Annotated in this window: 13 protein-coding genes; 7 read left to right on the top strand and 6 right to left on the bottom strand. The window is 47.7% G+C overall.

Annotation, left to right across the window (positions count from 1 at the left end; genetic code table 11):
• The first annotated feature begins 79 nt into the window (after positions 1–79).
• Positions 80–2,446, top strand: a complete 2,367-nt coding sequence (locus JSU04_18100) for an ATP-dependent DNA helicase (protein ID MBS1972224.1) — start codon at positions 80–82, stop codon at positions 2,444–2,446.
• Positions 2,443–3,984 (top strand): GIY-YIG nuclease family protein, encoded by a 1,542-nt coding sequence (locus tag JSU04_18095; GenBank protein ID MBS1972223.1) that lies wholly within the window; start codon positions 2,443–2,445, stop codon positions 3,982–3,984. The genes JSU04_18100 and JSU04_18095 overlap by 4 nt, the downstream gene beginning before the upstream one ends.
• Here the strand turns inward: JSU04_18095 and JSU04_18090 are convergent.
• The 4 genes from JSU04_18090 to JSU04_18075 form a co-directional block, all read right to left on the bottom strand.
• A complete protein-coding gene (locus JSU04_18090; protein ID MBS1972222.1) occupies positions 3,981–4,778 on the bottom strand; it encodes a hypothetical protein in 798 nt (265 codons plus the stop codon). The two genes, JSU04_18095 and JSU04_18090, sit on opposite strands and share 4 nt — an antisense overlap.
• Before the next feature lie 81 nt (positions 4,779–4,859).
• Entirely contained in the window at positions 4,860–5,747 is an 888-nt protein-coding gene (locus JSU04_18085) for a TIGR02147 family protein (protein ID MBS1972221.1), read from the bottom strand.
• An 82-nt stretch (positions 5,748–5,829) separates the two neighbouring features.
• The gene (locus JSU04_18080; protein ID MBS1972220.1) at positions 5,830–6,519 is read right to left on the bottom strand and encodes a response regulator; all 690 of its coding nucleotides are present in this window, start codon (positions 6,517–6,519) and stop codon (positions 5,830–5,832) included.
• Positions 6,520–6,530: 11 nt separating this feature from the next.
• Entirely contained in the window at positions 6,531–9,044 is a 2,514-nt protein-coding gene (locus tag JSU04_18075) for a response regulator (protein MBS1972219.1), read from the bottom strand.
• Between the two features lie 338 nt (positions 9,045–9,382).
• Here JSU04_18075 and JSU04_18070 point away from each other — a divergent pair, with 338 nt between their 5' ends.
• The 3 genes from JSU04_18070 (at position 9,383) to JSU04_18060 (ending at position 13,503) form a co-directional block, all read left to right on the top strand.
• Complete coding sequence (locus tag JSU04_18070) at positions 9,383–11,359, top strand: response regulator (protein ID MBS1972218.1); 1,977 nt, start codon at positions 9,383–9,385, stop codon at positions 11,357–11,359.
• A gap of 127 nt (positions 11,360–11,486) precedes the next feature.
• Positions 11,487–11,972 carry a hemerythrin domain-containing protein gene (locus tag JSU04_18065; protein MBS1972217.1) on the top strand — a complete coding sequence of 162 codons (486 nt, stop codon included), beginning with the start codon at positions 11,487–11,489 and terminating at the stop codon, positions 11,970–11,972.
• An 88-nt stretch (positions 11,973–12,060) separates the two neighbouring features.
• Positions 12,061–13,503 (top strand): NAD(P)H-binding protein, encoded by a 1,443-nt coding sequence (locus JSU04_18060; GenBank protein ID MBS1972216.1) that lies wholly within the window; start codon positions 12,061–12,063, stop codon positions 13,501–13,503.
• A 10-nt stretch (positions 13,504–13,513) separates the two neighbouring features.
• Here JSU04_18060 and JSU04_18055 read toward each other — a convergent pair whose 3' ends face one another.
• Both JSU04_18055 and JSU04_18050 read right to left on the bottom strand, forming a co-directional pair.
• Positions 13,514–14,908, bottom strand: a complete 1,395-nt coding sequence (locus tag JSU04_18055; GenBank protein MBS1972215.1) for an OmpA family protein — start codon at positions 14,906–14,908, stop codon at positions 13,514–13,516.
• A gap of 49 nt (positions 14,909–14,957) precedes the next feature.
• A complete protein-coding gene (locus JSU04_18050) occupies positions 14,958–16,343 on the bottom strand; it encodes a mannose-1-phosphate guanylyltransferase/mannose-6-phosphate isomerase (protein MBS1972214.1) in 1,386 nt (461 codons plus the stop codon).
• A gap of 127 nt (positions 16,344–16,470) precedes the next feature.
• Here JSU04_18050 and JSU04_18045 point away from each other — a divergent pair, with 127 nt between their 5' ends.
• Together JSU04_18045 and JSU04_18040 are read left to right on the top strand one after the other, a co-directional pair.
• Positions 16,471–17,463: a flippase-like domain-containing protein gene (locus JSU04_18045; protein MBS1972213.1), complete on the top strand. Its 993-nt coding sequence runs from the start codon at positions 16,471–16,473 to the stop codon at positions 17,461–17,463.
• Positions 17,444–18,712, top strand: a complete 1,269-nt coding sequence (locus JSU04_18040) for an aminotransferase class I/II-fold pyridoxal phosphate-dependent enzyme (GenBank protein ID MBS1972212.1) — start codon at positions 17,444–17,446, stop codon at positions 18,710–18,712. Before JSU04_18045 ends, JSU04_18040 begins: the two co-directional genes overlap by 20 nt.
• The last annotated feature ends 2 nt before the right edge of the window (positions 18,713–18,714 follow it).

Raw genomic sequence — 18,714 nt, 5'->3', positions numbered from 1 at the left:
AGATCTTTTTCCGCAATGACTGACACAATCGCGCATTGTTGGGATTGACCGTGTTGTCCTCGGGCTATTTAATAGCTGCGTGCGAAAAATCCAGATCGACGCCCGACAATTTTCTGTCCCCTGCCCTCGGGTAGGAAGCATCGAGGTACACTCGGGCTACGGTGCCCCTCCGCTCTCCGGCCAAGAAATTCACCAGCAAGTTCAGCTTCGCCGTATGCGTGAAGTCGAGGGCTATACAGCGGAAAAACGCTTAAGCCATGCATTTGATTGTGCTCCATATACTTTTGTTGTTTCCGGCCGCGCCGATGGGATCATCGAAAGTGACGGCACAACGATTGAAGAAATCAAAACGACTTTCGATATCGACGAACTCTATAAGAAGCTCGCAAAAGATCCAAATCATCCTTATGTGTGGCAGCTTCGTACTTATGGTTATATCCAATACAAGCAAACAGGGTTGATTCCCGAGTTGCGCCTGCATTTGGTTTCTTCTCGCAACTTCAAGTCTCATGATCTTGTCGTAGAGCTTGATGTCGCCGGCTATGAAAGCTGGCTGACACTTCGCTTGGCGGAACTGGTTGAAGAAACCAAAATCCGCGAGAAGCTTTTTAAAAAACGCCAAAAAAGTGCAGAAGCTCTCGAGTTTCCTTTCGAAGCACCGCGCCCAGGACAAAAAGAACTCGTCGATTGCATCAGTGAAAACTTAATAGAAAAAAACCCTCTGCTCGTCCAAGCCCCAACAGGTTTGGGCAAAACTGTGGGCGTGCTTTATCCTTCGCTGAAAGAGGCTTTGGCCCGCGGCCAAAAAGTCGTTTACGTCACACCTAAAAATTCCCAGCACCAAATGGCCGAAGAGGCTTTAGAGCTCTTGCAAGAAAAAGGCTCTAAGGTGCGCGCGCTCACTCTGAATGCCAAAAGCAAGATGTGCCTAAAGGCCGAAGTCATGTGCAATCCGCAATACTGCGAATTCGCCAAAGACTATTACAAAAAACTGCAAGAAAACGATCTCATCAACAAACTCGGAAAAATTCGCAGTCTCAGTGCAAAAAAACTTAAAGGCCTTGGCGAAGAATACCAAGTCTGCCCATTTGAACTTTCGGTCGAAGCGATTGAAAGAGCGGACGTTGTCATTGGCGACTACAATTACGTCTTTGCTCCCCGTGGCCTCATTGGTCGCCTTTCAGAACCATTAATGAAGCCCTCAGAAAAGGCCAATCTTGTTATCGACGAGGCCCACAACCTGCCATCGCGAGCCCAGGACTACTTCTCGCCCGCCATCACCGTCGAGCAATTACAAGCCTTTGAAAAAGCTTTCTCGGCGATTGATATTCGCTTTGTCAAACAGGGCGGAGAACTCCTCGATGAGGCTATTGCGCTCATCAAAGGGTATAGCGAAGGCGGTCCACGGAAGATCAAAATTGATCCGGAACCGTTCGCCGCGCTTGAGAAAAAAATCCGTGACTTTACTTTACGCTATCTTGAATCCGACGTGGAAATTCAGCCACAGGATCCGGTGCTTCGCCTTTCGAATACTTGGTCTGATTTTATGGCGGCACTCGAATTTGTCGGACCGGCGTTTTTTCAGACTTATCAGCGCAACTATCTCGGCGAGATGCTCAAAGTGACTTGCTGTGATGCCTCTGAGCATCTGAAAAAGGTTTATAAAGAATTTCAGAACGTCGTCGCCTTCTCAGCCACACTGAAGCCTTTTGATTACTATCAAACTTTGATGGGCCTTACTCTGCCTAATACAAAGACAGTCGAGTTCACCTCACCATTCCCGACAGAGAATCGTAAGCTCCTCATCATTCCACAGATCTCAACCAAGCTGAGCGCCCGCGACTCCAGCGCCCCTCGTATTGCGGATGTCATTCAGCGCGTGGTGCGCCTCAAGCCTGGTAACTACATCGCACTCTTTCCAAGCTTTGATTTCCTGTTTAAGGCTCGCGCACTCTTGAATTTGCCGGAGTATCAGATTCTGCAGCAAGGCCGCGAAATGAAACCATCCCTCGTCAAAGGGTATCTAGACGAACTCAAAAGTGGTGATAAGCCCACTCTGCTCCTCGGAGTTCAAGGGGGCATTTTCTCGGAAGGTATTGATTATGCAGGTGATATGCTGATTGGGGCCTTTGTGATAGGCCCGGCACTGCCGACTTTTGACTTTGAGCGTGAACAAATAAGATCCTATTACGAAGCCGCCTATGGTAAGCACAAGGCCTTTGATTATACGTATGTCTACCCTGCCATGGCGAAAGCAATTCAGTCTGCCGGCCGGGTGATTCGCTCTGAGAAGGACCGTGGTGTGATCGTGATGATGGATCCGCGCTTTTTACAATCTAGCTACGCCCAGTGCATGCCGCAGGGTTGGTTTGATGAAAGCCCGCAGGAGCTCGTCTCACAAAGTATTTTGTCTGACATCACCGGATTCTGGGAGGATTCTCCATGAGCTTCCAGGATTATTTCTTTCTCGATCTGCAAACGACTGGTGCTAAACCTGACAATAGCAATGTTCTGGAAATCGCCTGGGGCGATGACAGTTCCACAAAAAGCTTTTTGATCGCACAGCCAGAGGGCACAAAGGTGCCTTACCGCATTCAAGCCATCACCGGTATTACTGATGAAGACATGGAAGAGGCAAAACCTCTCGACGAGGTGTTAAGCATTTTCGCTGAAGACCAGCAAGCTGTCGCCATCATTCACTTCGCCCAGTTTGAAAAACCTTTCCTCAAGCACATCTTCGGCGAAGAACTTCCCTTTGAAGTCATCTGTACACATGAAATCGCTAAGCGCCTGATGCCGAATCTGCCGAGTCGAGGCATCAAGGGGCTTGCAGGATATTTTGGCTATAACGCGGGCGATGTGAAACGCGGCCAAAGCTACATCAACGCCACTCGCGTGATCTGGCAGGGCCTCACCAAAATGCTTGCGGAAAAAGGCATTACGAATTTTACCGAGCTTCGCGCTTGGCTCGCGGAAACGCCCAAAGAGAAACGTACAAAATACGAATACCCACTTCCGAAAGAAAAGCGTCTCAGCCTGCCCGATCAGCCTGGTATCTACCGCATGATCAGCCAGTGGGGAGAAGTTCTCTACGTCGGTAAAGCAACCTCGCTCAAAAGCCGCGTGAACAGCTATTTCCGCGGACAAAAGAATCGCGATCCACGCAAGCTTGAAATGCTCACGCAAACTTGGGACCTGGTTGTTACTCCATGCAATAGTCCGCTGGAATCAGCCCTGCTTGAAACGGACGAGATCAAACGGCTGAATCCGCGTTACAATATCAGTCTTAAAACCGGCAATCGCGCTTTGGTTTTTTTTAATCGCGATTTTACCTCGATCAGCTTTGCTCAAGACAAAGAACACACTCTTGGGCCCTTTTCGAGTGCCATGGCTTTTGATTCGATGCTAAAACTCGCAGAATCTCTGCAGCAAAATGATTTCAATACACTGATGTTCTATGAAGAAATGGATCCAGAGCTTCTCAAAGAGGGTTTTAAGATCTTCTGCGAACGCCACGATTTTGAACCGTATATATTTAGCTCGATGCGCTCGATTCTCGCAGTCGGTCTTTGGTGGTACCGAAAGCAACAAGAAGAGGAAATCTTAGAAGACACCGAGGAAGAAATCCTCGAAGAGGAAGAGAACGAAGAAATCCCGCTCACTGCAGAAGATGTTGCCGATAAATTCGAGCGTCACTTTATCCGCGCAGGCGCTACCTACAATCGTGTACGTCGCCTCACGACGCTGCTAAATTCGGATATCGACTTCCAGCTCGCAAAAAGTAAAACAAGTTACCGTCTGATCATTCGCGGCGGACAAATAAAATCAGAGGCAGAGCCAAATCGAGATCCCGCCTCTCATTCATGGCAAGGTCTTGCCACTGATCATTACATTGCTACCTATGACCGTATGTCCGTGCTTCAGAGCGAGCTTGATAAAATCAAAGCTCAGAATGGCACGGTTCACATTCACAAAGTTCATTAGTTCGCACTGCAGTCCTTTGCACTTCCAGCAACGCCATACGCTTTTGGACAGCCGTCTTTAACTCCTGGCTCTGCTTGCAAAGACTTATCTTGGACAAAAGCTTTGACGTTCCTGCCGGAGGAGTCCTTTTCTTCGCATGTCATATAAATCCATTGCTCGCTAAAGTTGTCATCCGCGGAAATTTTTTGAAAATCTTTATTCTCCATAAAGAATGAACATGCTTCATCAATAGAACGAAGTGTTTTACCGATTTTAAGCGTGGCTGAACAATACCCTTCAGAGCCATAAACGACGTTTGTGATCAACGCGCCCTTCGGAATCTTCATCTTAATTTCTTTCTTTTGCTTGTAGGAATATGCACTATACGTTACATCACGAAGTGCCTTGTAATCCTGGACATCACTCAAAGTATAATAGTTCGCCGCCGATGGATCGTTATTTGACCAAGGATGGTAGACGCCGTTCTTAATCGTGCAAGCAACCTTATCCTGCTCTCGAGGATTGCGTAAGTTCGTGTAGGCGGAAATCTTCGTCGTTCCAGGAAAATCCGACAAAACATCTATCATCGGCATAGGCCATTCGCCAACCCAATAGCTGCTAGCCACGCGAGTTGTTTGCTTGCCATTTCGAGTAATGGGCAATTTATAACTTACAATGGTGCCAAACTCTGACATCTGAGAGGAGTCGACGTCGCCAGTCCCTGCCGGAGCTCGTAATTCTGAAACATTCATTTGTGTCGAAGCACATCCCACCAGCGAAGAAACCAAACCCATTGCCAACATATAACGAAACACGAAGCACTCCTTTGATTGTATGTTTAAATCACGGAGTCAGTATCGCCGGTTTGGTATCTGTTTAGAAGTCTAGGCCTGATCTCACCCTTGAGAACACGTCTCGGTCGACTCGTGCTCAGAATTGTGAGCAGCATGCTTTTCGGTCACGGGATGCAAATTGATGTTCATCTTGTAAAGGCGCTTGCCTTCCAACTTCTCGCTATCGTATTTAGCCACACTTTTTGAAATCAAAGACTCAATGTCATTCAAAAGCTTCTCAAAGCCCTCTTCTTCCAAAGGTAATAACAAGCTTCGGAATCGGCGAAGATGCGGCGGCAACTTTTGTGCTTCAATGGCCTCCAAAAGAGATTCATTATGGTAATGAGTCAGCGCTCTATTTGAAAAGCTCTTCGGCACTTTGAAGTTCTTCTTTGTTGGCTCCCATTGGCCGGTGGTTGCATTCACAGAAGCCAGCTCAAGCTTTCTCAATTTTGCGAGGTTTTGATCCACGTGTTCGACGGACTGTTTTAAGAACCCCGCAAGCCCCGCCGGTGATTTATCAAGATCACTAAAACTTAAAAGAACCAAAAGCTTTGGCAACTCCTTCGAAGACAGAAACTCATTGTAGTGCACAATCTCTGTTAAATCACGGTGCTGTCCAAGATTTTCAAAAATCTTTTCAAGATAGAGTTCTTTTTCTTCATTATCACGAGCTTGGCAATAGCTCACAAGCAGGCGGAAGTAAGAGCGCTCCTCCATTGAAAAAGAAAAAGCATCACACAAGGTCTCTGCTGTAGGAGCGGTGATCGCACGCTCGCCATCAATAAGCATTTTCAAAAAAGACCGGCTCTTAAAACCAATCTCCGCGGCCCAGCTCTCATAGGAGAAACCGGCATTCAGAGATTTTCTATAGAGGTAGATATCTTGCAGAAAGGAAGTAATAGAAAGATAGTTTTTGATCTGAGGGACTTCATCGTCTTGTTTTGCCATTTTCGCATCCTTGCTGAAAATAGCCTAAACAACCGCTCAAAGAATCACAAGTATCTTTTAGCGGTGGCTTCTTGACACCGCTCTACGCGGCTCGCATTTTCGCGCGGATCCAAAGGCGCAGCGGAGTCAGTTCTTTTTCACTGAGGCCCACGAAGTTCCCTGTAAACTTACGGAAACCATCGGCACTCGCCGCCTCTTCGACAGAAATAATTCTCAGAGTAGGATTCGCAATACCAATGTCTTTGAAAACATCGCTATGAATTTTAATCACGGCGCCAGGTGAAGCAAAGACATTCGATTTCAATGTGCAGCCCAATTCAGAAATAGAAATGATATCGGTTTTAGTTTCCATCTCAGCCTTCATGTTTACGGCGGCCTCCGCAAAGCGTGGTGCTGCCTGAACAGAACGGGACAAAATATCTTTGATCTTCGCCAGCAACAACGCCGGATCAATAGGTTTTACAACGTAGTCATCCGCACCGGCCTGAATACCTTTTTCAACATCCGACTTCTCGCGCTTTCCGGTCAACAAAATCACCGGAATCTTCGCAATCTTCGGCTGCCCACGGATGGTGCGAAGAAGTGCAAGCCCTGTGCCCCCAACAGACATCACCACATCAGAGATCACCATGTCATAAGGTTCTTTATTCAACTTATCCATGGCATCGATTGCATTGGTACAGGCAGTAACAAGATGATTATCGCTCTTTAAAAGAGCTTCCAATGTCATCAATACGCTTTGTTGGTCGTCGACAATAAGAATGTGCGCCATACTTACTCCTCTTACGCCGCTGCCCGAGTTGAGTATTTTTGCAACTCGGCCAGACTTTTCTTTAATTGTTCATCCACACCGGCAAATAGCGCCTTGGCTTCATCCAAGTCCGACGCATCTTCAATGCGCTCGCTGAGCCCCGCTAAAGCTGTCGCTCCCAGCGTCGCGCTGGTTGATTTCAACGCATGCGCCGCCGATTGAGCTTCTTCTAAATTCCCGGAATCTAAAGCTGTTCTCATACTTGCGACCAAGCCTGGAGCCGTATTCTGAAAGTCCTCAATCAAGGCTTCAGTCAAACTCTTGTTGTTCACAACGTATGATTTTAATTTTTCCAAAGCCTTTAAATCTAAAATAGGTGCATCGGTTTTAATCCAGCGATGCAAAGCCCCGATCAAGCGTTCCAGCTCCAGAGGCTTCGTCAAGAAGTCATCCATCCCGACCTCAAGGCAAGTATTGCGCTCACCGCTCGTTCCCTCTGCCGTCAACGCGATAATCGGAGTCCGCTCGCCCTGCTGTTGAGCGCGAATATTTTTTGTCGCATCATAACCGGTCATCACAGGCATCTGACAGTCCATAAAGATCACGTCGTAACGTTTCGCCAGGGCCTTCTGCACGGCAATCTGGCCATTTTGCGCGACATCCACTTCAAGCCCGAGCTTCTGCAAATAGGTCACGGCAACGCGCTGATTGACCGGCTGATCTTCTGCCAACAAGACATGCCCCTTGAAGATGGCGGCAAAAGTACTTTCTTGCTGTGCTGGAATCTGCTGAATCGTCGTCTCCGGTAAATCTAACGTAAACCAAAATGTCGAGCCTAAGCCCAATTTACTGCTCAAACCGATCTGCCCTCCCATCAACTCTACGAGCTGACGGCAAATCGACAGACCTAAACCGGTGCCGCCGAACTTCATTCCTGACTTTGTCTGAACGTATTTTTGGAAGAGCAACTGACTCTCTTCTTCGCTGAGGCCCGCCCCTGTATCCGTCACCGAGAACTTCAAAGAAGATTTTCCGGCATAGGACTTCTGACACTCAACCACCACGCGCACATAGCCTTTTTCTGTAAACTTCACTGCATTACCGATCAAGTTCACAAGGATCTGGCGCAGCCTTTCAGGATCTGCGACAAAGGCCCATTCTTCGCGGCCCAGATAACTAATTTCAAGGCCAATATTTTTCTCGCGAACTGCGGGATGAAAAAGCTCCATAATATCTTCACACATCTGACGTAGATCAAATGGACGAGGATTAATCTGAATTTTGCCGGCCTCAATTTTTGAATGATCCAAAATATCATTAATCAGACGCAGCAGTGCTTCCGCAGAACGTTTAATTGTCCCAACATAGTCTTTCTGTTCTTCAGTCATCTTCGTCTCTGCAAGCAAAGTCGACATCCCGATCACACCATTCATCGGAGTGCGGATCTCATGGCTCATCGCCGCGAGGAAGTCAGATTTTTTACGAGCCGTTTCTAAAGCGGATTCACGCGCGCGCAGCCATTCCTGCTCCGTCGCTTTCCGGCGGCTAATGTCGCGGAAAACCGCAAGCGCTCCGTGAATACTGCCGTCAATATCACGCAAATAGCGGCTACTGATACTGATATACATTCCCTGTGGATTCGCTTCGTTATGAACCATGATCTCGAGGTCTTCGACCTGCTCTCCTCGAAGCGCCCGAGCAAAAGGCAGTTCGTTCACGGACAGTTGTTGCATGGTATTCACATCAAAGAAACCAAAGTCCTGAGCATCCTGCTCGGAAGAAATACTTTTTGTTTTGTTGCCGATAATTCTCTGCGCAGCCGTGTTGTAACGCGTGAAGCGCCCCTGATCATCAACAACTACGAGGGCTTCGCTAATACTATTCAGGATACCATCCAACAGGATCGACTGAATTTTTAGATCCGAAATATCCTTCTTCTGCTCCTCTTGAAGAGCTGTCTGAAAACGATAACTCATCAAGATTGAGTACACCGCAATCACCATGCCCACTAGGTAATACCACAAGGACAGCGGATAAGTTTTACCCGCGACCGTCAACGGCTGCAGAGTATTGTCGCGAATATCCCGATTCATAACATCGATCAGATTCAGCACTTCATTCAAGCCATCGGCATTGGCAATTTCGCGGTCTCCATGACCAACGCCACTGCGCTGACGTTTCTCAAGGCGCTCATTCATCGCAACAAAATAAACCCGCGTCTTTTTCTGAATTTCAGCGAACTTCTTTTGATGATCCGGAAATTTTTTAAGCCCATCCGCAAGCTCACTGACGACTTTTCCCATCTGCACGATAGATTTGTTGTACTCATCAAGATCTTTCACTTTGCCCGAATTGAGGTACTGCTGACTTAGAAAGTTCGCCTGCTCGACGGCTTGACGGGTTTGCATGAGCATCGCAAGACTATAGAGATCTTCCTTGGAGGTATTTCCCTGGAAATAGTAAACGCTGGAAGCAATCAGGAGGATCACCCCAAACTGCGTTCCGAATTGCCTTAATAGAAAATGGAATAACGAAGACTTATCCATCAATTACATATCGGGCCAATGGGGTCATTTTTTAACGAGGAACGCTCCACTTCACTGCTTTGGTCCAGCAAATCGCGCTCAGAAAAAGCCTACTGCAGATAGCCCCAAATATTTCCGCTTTTTGGAGCGTTTTGGTTCGAGATAGTTCCCACTTTTTTCAATTTAGCAATGACGCTCCCAGAGTAAGCACGACATGTGACGATTCTTTCTAAAGGGTGTTTTTCACTGTAATTTTTCCCAAAAAACGATATAAACCATGGGACGTTTTGCGATTCGACATATCCTGAACTATGACACACAAAGCAGGTTAAGATTGTTGCTGTTATTGAGCGCAAATTATGAAAATTAAATCTCTCTGGCGAAACCTATCTGTCTCGAACAAGCTATACATCGTTGTCGGTGTTATGGCTTTCCTGGTTATGTCAGAACTCTTAACGATGCTGTTTGCCATGAACACGCTGTCGACCGCTCGGGCCTTCGTCAATGGCGAAAGCCTCTGGTCTAAAGCTCAAAAAGAAGCGGTGATCAGTCTCTTCGACTATGCCCGCACCAAAGATCCAAACTACTACGAAAAATTCTTTAATGAGATCGATGTCATTCTCGGAGACCGAGCCGGCCGCCATGAAATTCTCGAAAACGACCCCTATAACTATGAAACAGTGCGCGGCGGATTTTTACAGGGTAAGAATCACCCGGATGACGTCGAGGGTCTCGCGAAACTCATCGACCGTTTCCGCAACGTAAAATATATCGCCGAGCCCATCGCTTTGTGGACTGAAGCAGACGCCATGGTAGACCGCCTCACGATTCTTGGTCAGCAACTTCACCAGCAGATCTCCTCTAACTCCAGCAATGGTGAGATCCTCGCGACGCTTGAAGAGATCTCACAGATCAATAACGATCTCACAGGCATGGAGTCTCGCTTCTCCACGGCTCTCGGAGAAGGTTCACGCTGGATGCAGCATATGTTGCTGCTAACACTGTTTCTCGCCGTACTGACCGTTGAAACCACAGGTCTGATTTTAACCTTCTCGATTTCCCGCAGCCTTACTCTTCGCTTGCGCGAACTGAAAGTGGCGGCTGAAGCCCTGGGTTCCGGTAATCTTGAACATGAAATTCCCATCCGTACCGGTGACGACCTCGCCTCATTAGCTGAAACTCTTAACAAAATGGCCGGAGACTTGAAGAACAGCGAAAAAGCCAATCGTTTAAAGAGCCTCTTCCTCGCTAATATGAGTCATGAGATGCGGACTCCGCTCGGCGCGATTCTTGGTTTCACCAAACTCTTACAAGATCCGAACCTGTCAGAAAAAGACCGCACCGAGTACGTCGGAATTATCGAAAAAACCGGCGAGTCTTTAACCAAGATCATCAACGATATTTTAGACCTCTCGAAAGTAGAGGCGGGCTATCTAGAGATTGAAAAACGTGATTTCTCTTTGAAGACATTGCTCAAAGAAGTCCGCGTCCTTTGCGAAGCAAAACTCGGCAAGAAACAAGTCTCAGTCATTGTCGATGTCCAGGACTCATTCCCCGACTACGTTAATACAGATCCTCAGCGTTTGAAGCAAATCCTGATGAACCTCTTAGGAAACGCCATCAAGTTCACAGATTATGGACATGTGGCCATTCGTTGCGAAGCTCAAAATGACCGCCTCATTTTCAAAATCAAAGACAGCGGCGTCGGCATCCCGATCGATAAGCAACATTTGCTATTTAAAAGCTTTAGCCAAGTGGACAATTCCTTGTCCCGCAAACATGAAGGAACCGGCCTTGGCTTGGTTCTCTCCCGCCACTTGGCACGGATGCTCCAAGGTGATGTCGTGCTTGAAAGCAGCATTCCTGGCAAGGGCAGCGTGTTCACCGTCACAATTCCTTTCGAAACTCCGAAGGGACCTAAAAACGAAAAACTCACTAAAGAGGAAACTGCCCGGGCTCTCTCACGGGTTCAAGGCAAGTCCGTTCTCCTCGTCGATGACTCGGAAATTAACCGTCTGCTGCTGAATCGCATTCTTTCCAATCAAAATATGGTTGTCACATTGGCTGACAATGGTGAAGAGGCGATTAAAAAAGCATCTTCTTCTGAGTTTGACGTGATCTTGATGGACGTACAAATGCCGGTGATGGATGGACGAACTGCCACAAGAACTTTACGTCTTGGCGGTTACAAAAAACCTATTATTGCACTCACAGCTCACGCGATGAAAGAAGATCGAGACCGCTGCATTGAAGCGGGTTGCAACGACTATCTGACAAAGCCTGTCGATTTCGAGGTTCTCTTCCAAACCCTCGCGAGATATGTCTTCGAAGAATAAGCACCCTGACCATATACAGTGACGCGATTTGAATTTTTCTTCGCAAAAACTTTTCCAAACAAAGATCTGACAAGCTCCTCTAAATGATTCAACGTTAAGAATGTTGAATCGACAAAGGAGACATACCATGGAACTTGTCAGCGCGCTTAAAAGAGATCATCAAACGATCAAAAAGCTTTACACCGCAGGTCTACAGAAAAAGACGACTTTTGAAGCGAAGAAAAGACTCTTCAAAAAAATGTCTACCGTGGTGCCCGCCCACGCACAAAGTGAAGAGGTCGCCCTCTATTCTAATGTCACAGATCTCAGCAAAGTAAATCACTTTGCATTCGAGGGCTTCGAAGAACACGGAATCGTCGATCATCTTTTGAGAGAACTGAAGACCGTCAGCGAACAGCATGTCTGGGAAGCAAAATTCACCGTCGTGTGTGAGATGCTTAAGCACCATATTGAAGAGGAAGAAAAAGAGTTCTTTCCAAAACTATCAAAAATGCTGAGCTTGGACATTCGCAAAGATCTCGGAGAGGAATACAGCTCCAGATTCAACGAGCTTCTGAAGGGGCCGCGCTCGGAACCAGAAAGCCGTTATATTCCAAGTCACGTCGCCCACTAGGGCGCCTGGGGAAGAGGGCGGTCCACCTCCGTTCTCTTCCCCGTCTCTCTACTTTCTTTCGCCAACAAAAATGGGCTAAAATAGCCGTATGCAAAACTCAAAGCCCAAAGGAACCATTCTTGTCGCAGGAGCCACCGGTTTTATCGGCCAGCGGCTGCTTTTGGCTTTGAAAGACTATAAGGTCATCGCTCTTCAGCGCTATCAAAATATTCCTCCGGCCCTCAAAGATGCGACTCATATTGAGTGGCGTCAGTGTGACCTCTTTTCACTCTTACAAATCGAAGAGGCGAGCGCTGGCGCAGACACAGCGGTGTATCTTGTGCATTCGATGCTCCCATCAGCGCGGCTGAGTCAAGCAAACTTCAGCGACACGGATCTGATCCTCGCTGACAATTTTGTTCGCGCTTGCCGCAAAAATGGAATTCAGCGGATCCTTTACCTGGGCGGCATCATTCCCTTCGAAGAAAGCCTCTCACCACACTTGCAAAGCCGCTGGGAAGTCGAAGAAACTCTCCGAGCGAGCGGTATTCCCCTGACAAGTTTGCGCGCGGGTCTGATTATTGGCGCAGGCGGATCATCATTTGAAATGATGTACCTTTTGGTAAAACGCCTGCCATTCATGCTCTGCCCGCATTGGACGACTCACTCTTTACGACCCATCGACGTTCGCGATGTCATTGCGAGTTTGTGTTATTGCCTCGATCATCCCGAGACTCAAGGCCATACCTATGACCTCGCGGGCCCTGACACCTTGACGTATCGCGATCTCATGCTGAAAACAGCCGAACTCCTCGGAAAAAAACGCTGGATCGTTGCGGTTCCCTTTTTCAATCCACGGCTGTCGGTCCTCTGGGTTCGCATCATCACCGGAGCAAGCCCCACATTGATCAAACCTCTGGTCGAAAGCCTTCGCAGCAATATGCTACCGGATGCCCGAAGGCAATTGCTGATTCCCTACTATACCTATCAGACTCTCGATGAGTCTTTAGCGCACGAGATGAAGGAGCTTAAGCCCACGCTTTCAAAAACACATAAGACCATCCGTAAGCGCTCTCACGAAGCTTCTCTGGTAAGATCAGTTCAGCGCCTGCATTTGCCGGCAGGACATAATGCGGAGTGGGCCGCGCATGAATATTTGCGATGGCTCCCCCACTTCTTTTTTCCATTTCTTATGGTTCAATCCGACGAAACGATCTGTCGCTTTCGATTCTTCTTTTTACGAAAGAGCTTGCTAAGACTAAAACTTTCAACAACCCGAAGTTCCCCGGATCGACAGCTTTTCTACATCGTCGGCGGTTTACTGGCTTCAAAAGATAATCCGAAAGATTCCCGGCTTGAGTTCCGCGAGGTTCTGAACGGAAAGTACATCCTTGCCGCCATTCACAATTTCTCGCCGAGCCTTCCCTGGTATATCTACAAATACACTCAAGCCGTTATTCACTTATGGGTCATGAGGCGATTTGACTATCATCTTCAGCACGGGCCTCGCTCAAAGTGGAGCAAACAGGTCCCCGGTTATTCACAAAAATAATATCTTACTCTTAGAATGTAAGAGAACTTTCTTCCATTTCAGGTTTATCACCCACCATGATCTTACGAGCGACACGGATGACGACCCGGCGGTTTTTCGCACGGCCCTGATAGTTCCCATTATTCGCGATAGGGCGGGTTGGACCATAACCGATCGCCTGGAAGTCCACTTTGCTCATTTCAGGCATGTGAGTTTTCAAGTAGTCTTTTACAGTCGTCGCACGAGCCTGACTCAGCTTCTGATTGTAAACGATTGAACCGACTGAATCCGTGTGTCCTTCAATCGTAATCTTTTGAACATTCGGAGTTTCACGCACCATCTTCACGACGATATCAAGATTCTTGTATGAACTTGGATCAAGCTCGGTCGAGTCGAATTTGAAACGCAAGAAAGTCAGAGTGAAGTTTTGAACCTTCGGCAAAGTCTTCACGTCACGTCTTGGTTCCACAGCCGGCGGCCAATCTTTCTTACCCCAAACCGGACCAAACGCGTAGTTAATACCTGAATACAAACGCCACGCTGGAGTTCCCGTTCCGTGATAGATCTCAGTCCCGCCACCGAAGTGAATCGCAAGATTCGTATTCCAGTCGTACTTCATTCCCACGAGAGTTTCGAGCGAAGATCTCTCACGATCCGATACGTTCTGAGTGATTGCATCGCTGCTCTTACCATCAGGATAGCTTCCGTAAAGTTCCCAGATCAACTTCGTATCAAGGCTCTTCAGCAAGTAACTCGCGGCCATTGAATAAATCCATTGATTCGGCAACGGAGAAATTCCGTAAATTGAAGCCAGACTCGTCCCCGGAGAACGCCAGCGATGACCAAGGTTAAAGCCCAACAAAACTTCAGAAAGCATCACATCCGTAGCGACTTCCAAGTTGAACGTTGGTCCTGGGTTCTCGCCCGTATAAGGATTGTTCTCAACCAAGCTCTTATCCGCAGAGGCAACCACAGCCCAGCCCCAAGTGTCGCCATTATAAAAGCGATACTTCGTGTTCATGCGCTGACCGGTAATGCCCGTTTGGCTATAACGGCTTAGCTGACTGCCATCTTCTACGTTTTGTGAAATCAAATAGGGAAAAGAAAAACCGATATCCCAGTTGTCCGTCAAACCGACACCGAAATTCAAGTCCGATGAAAAGAGCGTATCATTAAACTTCGTGCGCGTTTGCCCGGCGCCACTCACGCCATAGATATATGGCAAAGAGTTCACCGCGTAGTTCAAGAAGAAACCGATATTCACAATCCCGGGATCCAATGTCGCCGAGGAGTGAACTGTCACGAAATCGAGGCCATTCGTTGTCGGGTTAAAGGTTTGCGCGTCCATCCCAAGCACATTGGCTTGGGAAAACTGACACTGAACAAGGACACCCAAAATCACGAGAAGTTTTTTGTAAAAGCCCATGAACAAAATTTCACTAAACTTTTACCAAACAGTCACGCGTTAAGTTTGCTTATGTTCTCTTATAATCGTCCTGGTATCGAACGATATCGTCTTCACCGAAATAAGAGCCCAGCTGTACCTCTACGAACTCAAGAACAGTTTCAGAGGTGTTACGCATGCGATGCTTCGCTTGTGTTGGAATATACACGTGGCTGCCCGCTTTTACCGGGATCACCTGGTCATTCAAAACCACTTCCCCTTCACCGCGAGTGATAATCCAGTGTTCAGCACGCTTGCTATGAGACTGATATGAAAGCTGTGACATTGGATTCACAGTAATCACCTTCGATTTGAAGTGTTCTGTATCACGCAAGATTTCAAAGGCTCCCCACGGACGCTTTTCAAAAACATGGTCTTTAACTAATGAAGATCCCTGTTTCTGCAAAGCCTCAACGACCTGTTTTACTTCCTGAGATTCACCCTTCTTCACGACCATCAAGGCATCTTCCGTATCAACGACAATCAGGTCATCCGTGCCTACGAACGAGTACATTTTGTTTTCGCGACCAAAGACGAAGTTGTCATGGCCCTTTACTTCGAGTGACTTAGGACCGTGCTGCCCGTCGTTTACTTGGGCAACAGCATCCCATGAGCCAACATCACTCCAAGCCATGTCCGCTGGAATACACGCGAGTTCATCAGAGCTCAATTTTTCCATCACTGCGTAGTCGATAGAAATGCTCGGGAATTGAGCATAAACCTCATTGAGGTTGCTCATATCCGCTTTCAACTGAGAAACGATTTTATAAATTTCAGGCTGAAGCTTCTGGAATTTCTCCAGCATCGTCTTCGCCTTAAAGATAAACATACCGGCATTCCAGAAGAAATCGCCCGAAGCGAGAAACTTCTCAGCCGTCTCGAAAGAAGGCTTCTCATGGAACTTCAAAACTTTATTAGAACTTCTATCTTTTTGGATGTAGCCATAGCCCGTCGCCGGATGATCAGGCTTAATACCCAAAGTAACAACAAAACCCTTCTGAGCGAGTACTTCCGCTTCAGCAACAGCATTGTAAAAGGCATCGGTATTTTGAATCAGATGATCTGACGGAAAGACGCCGACAATCTCTTCGCCCATTCCGCGCTGAACAAGAACATACGCCAACACCGCCACTGCAGGTGCCGTATTTTTCGCAACCGGTTCATAGATCGTCGTTACGTTTTGTAAATGGAGGTCTTTAAGGTTCGCTTCCGTCAAGGTTTTGAGAGCCGCCCCAGTCACAATCCACGGCGTTCCCAACTTTAGCGAACGCTTAATTGTCAGACTCTGCAAAGAGTCGTCGAAAAGATCACAAAACTGTTTCGGAAAATTAGCTCGAGATACGGGCCACAAACGCGTGCCACTGCCACCTGATAAAATTGCTGGAATCACGACGGATCCTCCTGACCAAAGAGACATACAACCAAAACGCCCCAAAATCGTCTACAAATAGCCCAGATTGATTCGGAATGTCATTCGCCTTTTCCCTCTGCGTAAAGCCGAAAAAATCTAGCAAACTCCGCCCCTATTCGTTTAGTCTGCCTCCATGCAAAAAAAGGCCAAAAACTTTCTTATTCAAGCTCTGAAAATCGTCTTTTCCGTAGGCCTTATCTACTGGCTCGTGCAATCCGGAAAATTGAACTTTAAAGCCCTCGCGAATTTGCTTCAGCCTCAGTACCTGATTCCAGCATTCCTGCTTGTGGGCGCCAATATGTACCTTACCAGCGAGCGCTGGCGCATTTTGCTTCAAACTCAAAGCCATCACCTGCCATCTTGGAGAACTTTTAAGCTCACCATGATCGGCATCTTCTTTAACTTCGCAGTGCCAGGTGGCGTCGGCGGAGATTTGGTAAAGGCCTTCTATTTCGCCAAGGACTTCCCAGAGTCCCGCATGGCAGCAGCAACCAGCGTTCTCATGGACCGCGTGCTGGGACTTTACGCGATGATCTTGATGGCCTTGCTCGCGATGCTTTTTGACTGGCAGCTCGTACAAAGCAACAGCTCTTTGCATGTTCTTTTCCTCGTGATCGTGGGTCTTTTCACGGCAGCCACATTGGGCCTTGGACTCGTCTTTTCACAGAAGCTGCACAAACGCGGCAGCGTGAACCGACGTTTGCAAAAACTGCCGGGAGCTTCAAAAACCACACGCATATACGAATCTCTCCACCTCTATGGCCGTGACTATAAAAACCTCCTTGGCAGCATCGCAATCAGTCTCTTGGCTCAGACATTCTCGATCATGTTTATGATTCTTGCCGGTCACGCGTCTGGCTTGGGTGCTGAGATGAACTGGTCGACCTACTTCCTCGTCGCGCCTCTCGGTTTTATGGCGACGGCGATTCCGATTTCTCCTGCCGGCGTCGGCGTGGGGCAAGCGGCGTTTTATTTCTTGTTTAATATTTATACCGGTCACGCAACAGATTTAGGCCCAACGGTGATCACCGCGCTTCAGGTAGCTCAATTTGTATTCGGACTGTTCGGGGCCTTCTTCTACATGCAAAGAAAAGAGAAAGTGCCATATGAAGTCAACCAAAGCTAGTCAACGTACGCGCGCCATTCACGGCGCTTCGACCACCAAAGCCTGGGAGTTCGGCCACCACATCGTGCCGCCAATGACCGCATCAACATCTTTCCGTCTTGGTTCACTCGAGCGCGGTGCTCAAGGCTTCGTCGCTTTTGGCGAAGAACGCAAGGCCACTGACAAACCGATCTGGATCTACGATCGCCTCGAAGAGCCCACGACCAAGATGCTTGAAGAGCAACTCGCTCTGATGGAATCCGGCGAATGCGCTGTCAGCTTCGCCAGCGGTATGGGAGCTATCTCCACAGCGATCATGTCCTGCATGCAAGCCGGCGATAAGATCCTTGCTCACCGCACGCTCTACGGTTGCACCTATAGCCTCATCACAAACTGGCTTCCTCGTCTTGGCATTAAAAACCACATGATGGATCTCAACGCCAAAGATCTTGAAAAAGAAATCCAGGATCCTACAGTTCGCGTGATTTACTTCGAATCTGTTTCCAATCCAAATCTTGAAATCATCGACATCGAAAAAATCGCAAGCCTGGTTAAAAAGGCCAACGAAAAGCGCGCTGATGATAAGAAGATCTTGATCCTTGTCGACAATACCTTTGCGACTCCTTGGGGTCTTCGCCCCCTCGAATGGGGCGCGGATATGGTGATCCAAAGTTTGACGAAAAACATTTCGGGCTTCGGAACCGAAATGGGTGGAGCAGTCATCACTCGTAAAGAGTTCGACACTCTTCTAAGAATCGGCCGCAAAGACTTCGGCGCAATTATTCACCCCTACTCTGCGTGGCACATCTTGGTTTACGGGATCTCAACTCAGTCATTGCGCTTTGAAGAGCAACAGAAAACGGCAATGAAAGTGGCTCAGTTCCTAGAATCAAATCCCAAAGTTGAAAAAGTCACTTACCCGGGCCTTGAATCTCATCCACAGTATGAGCTTGCGAAGAAATATCTCCTCTCTCCTGAGGAAGAATTTTCTCCAGGCACGATGATTTCATTCCAGCTCAAAGGCGACCTCACCACTTGCCAACAGTTCGTGGATGATATTGCCAATAATTCTTACGCGATCACTTTGGCAGTGAGTCTCGGCTTGAACAAAACATTGATCGAAGTGCCGGGCTACATGACCCATTCAGCAATTCCTTCTGACAAGCAGGATGAATCTGGAATCGACCCACGCGCGATCCGCTTGAGTATCGGCCTAGAAAAAGCCGATGACATCATTCAAGACTTAAAAACCGCACTAGCAAAAATCTAGTA

The sequence above is a fragment of the Bdellovibrionales bacterium genome, assembly GCA_018266295.1.
GTDB lineage: Bacteria > Bdellovibrionota > Bdellovibrionia > Bdellovibrionales > Bdellovibrionaceae > JACMRP01.
The sequence above is the reverse complement of the archived record's forward strand: the minus strand, read 5'-3'. Positions and strand labels throughout refer to the sequence as shown.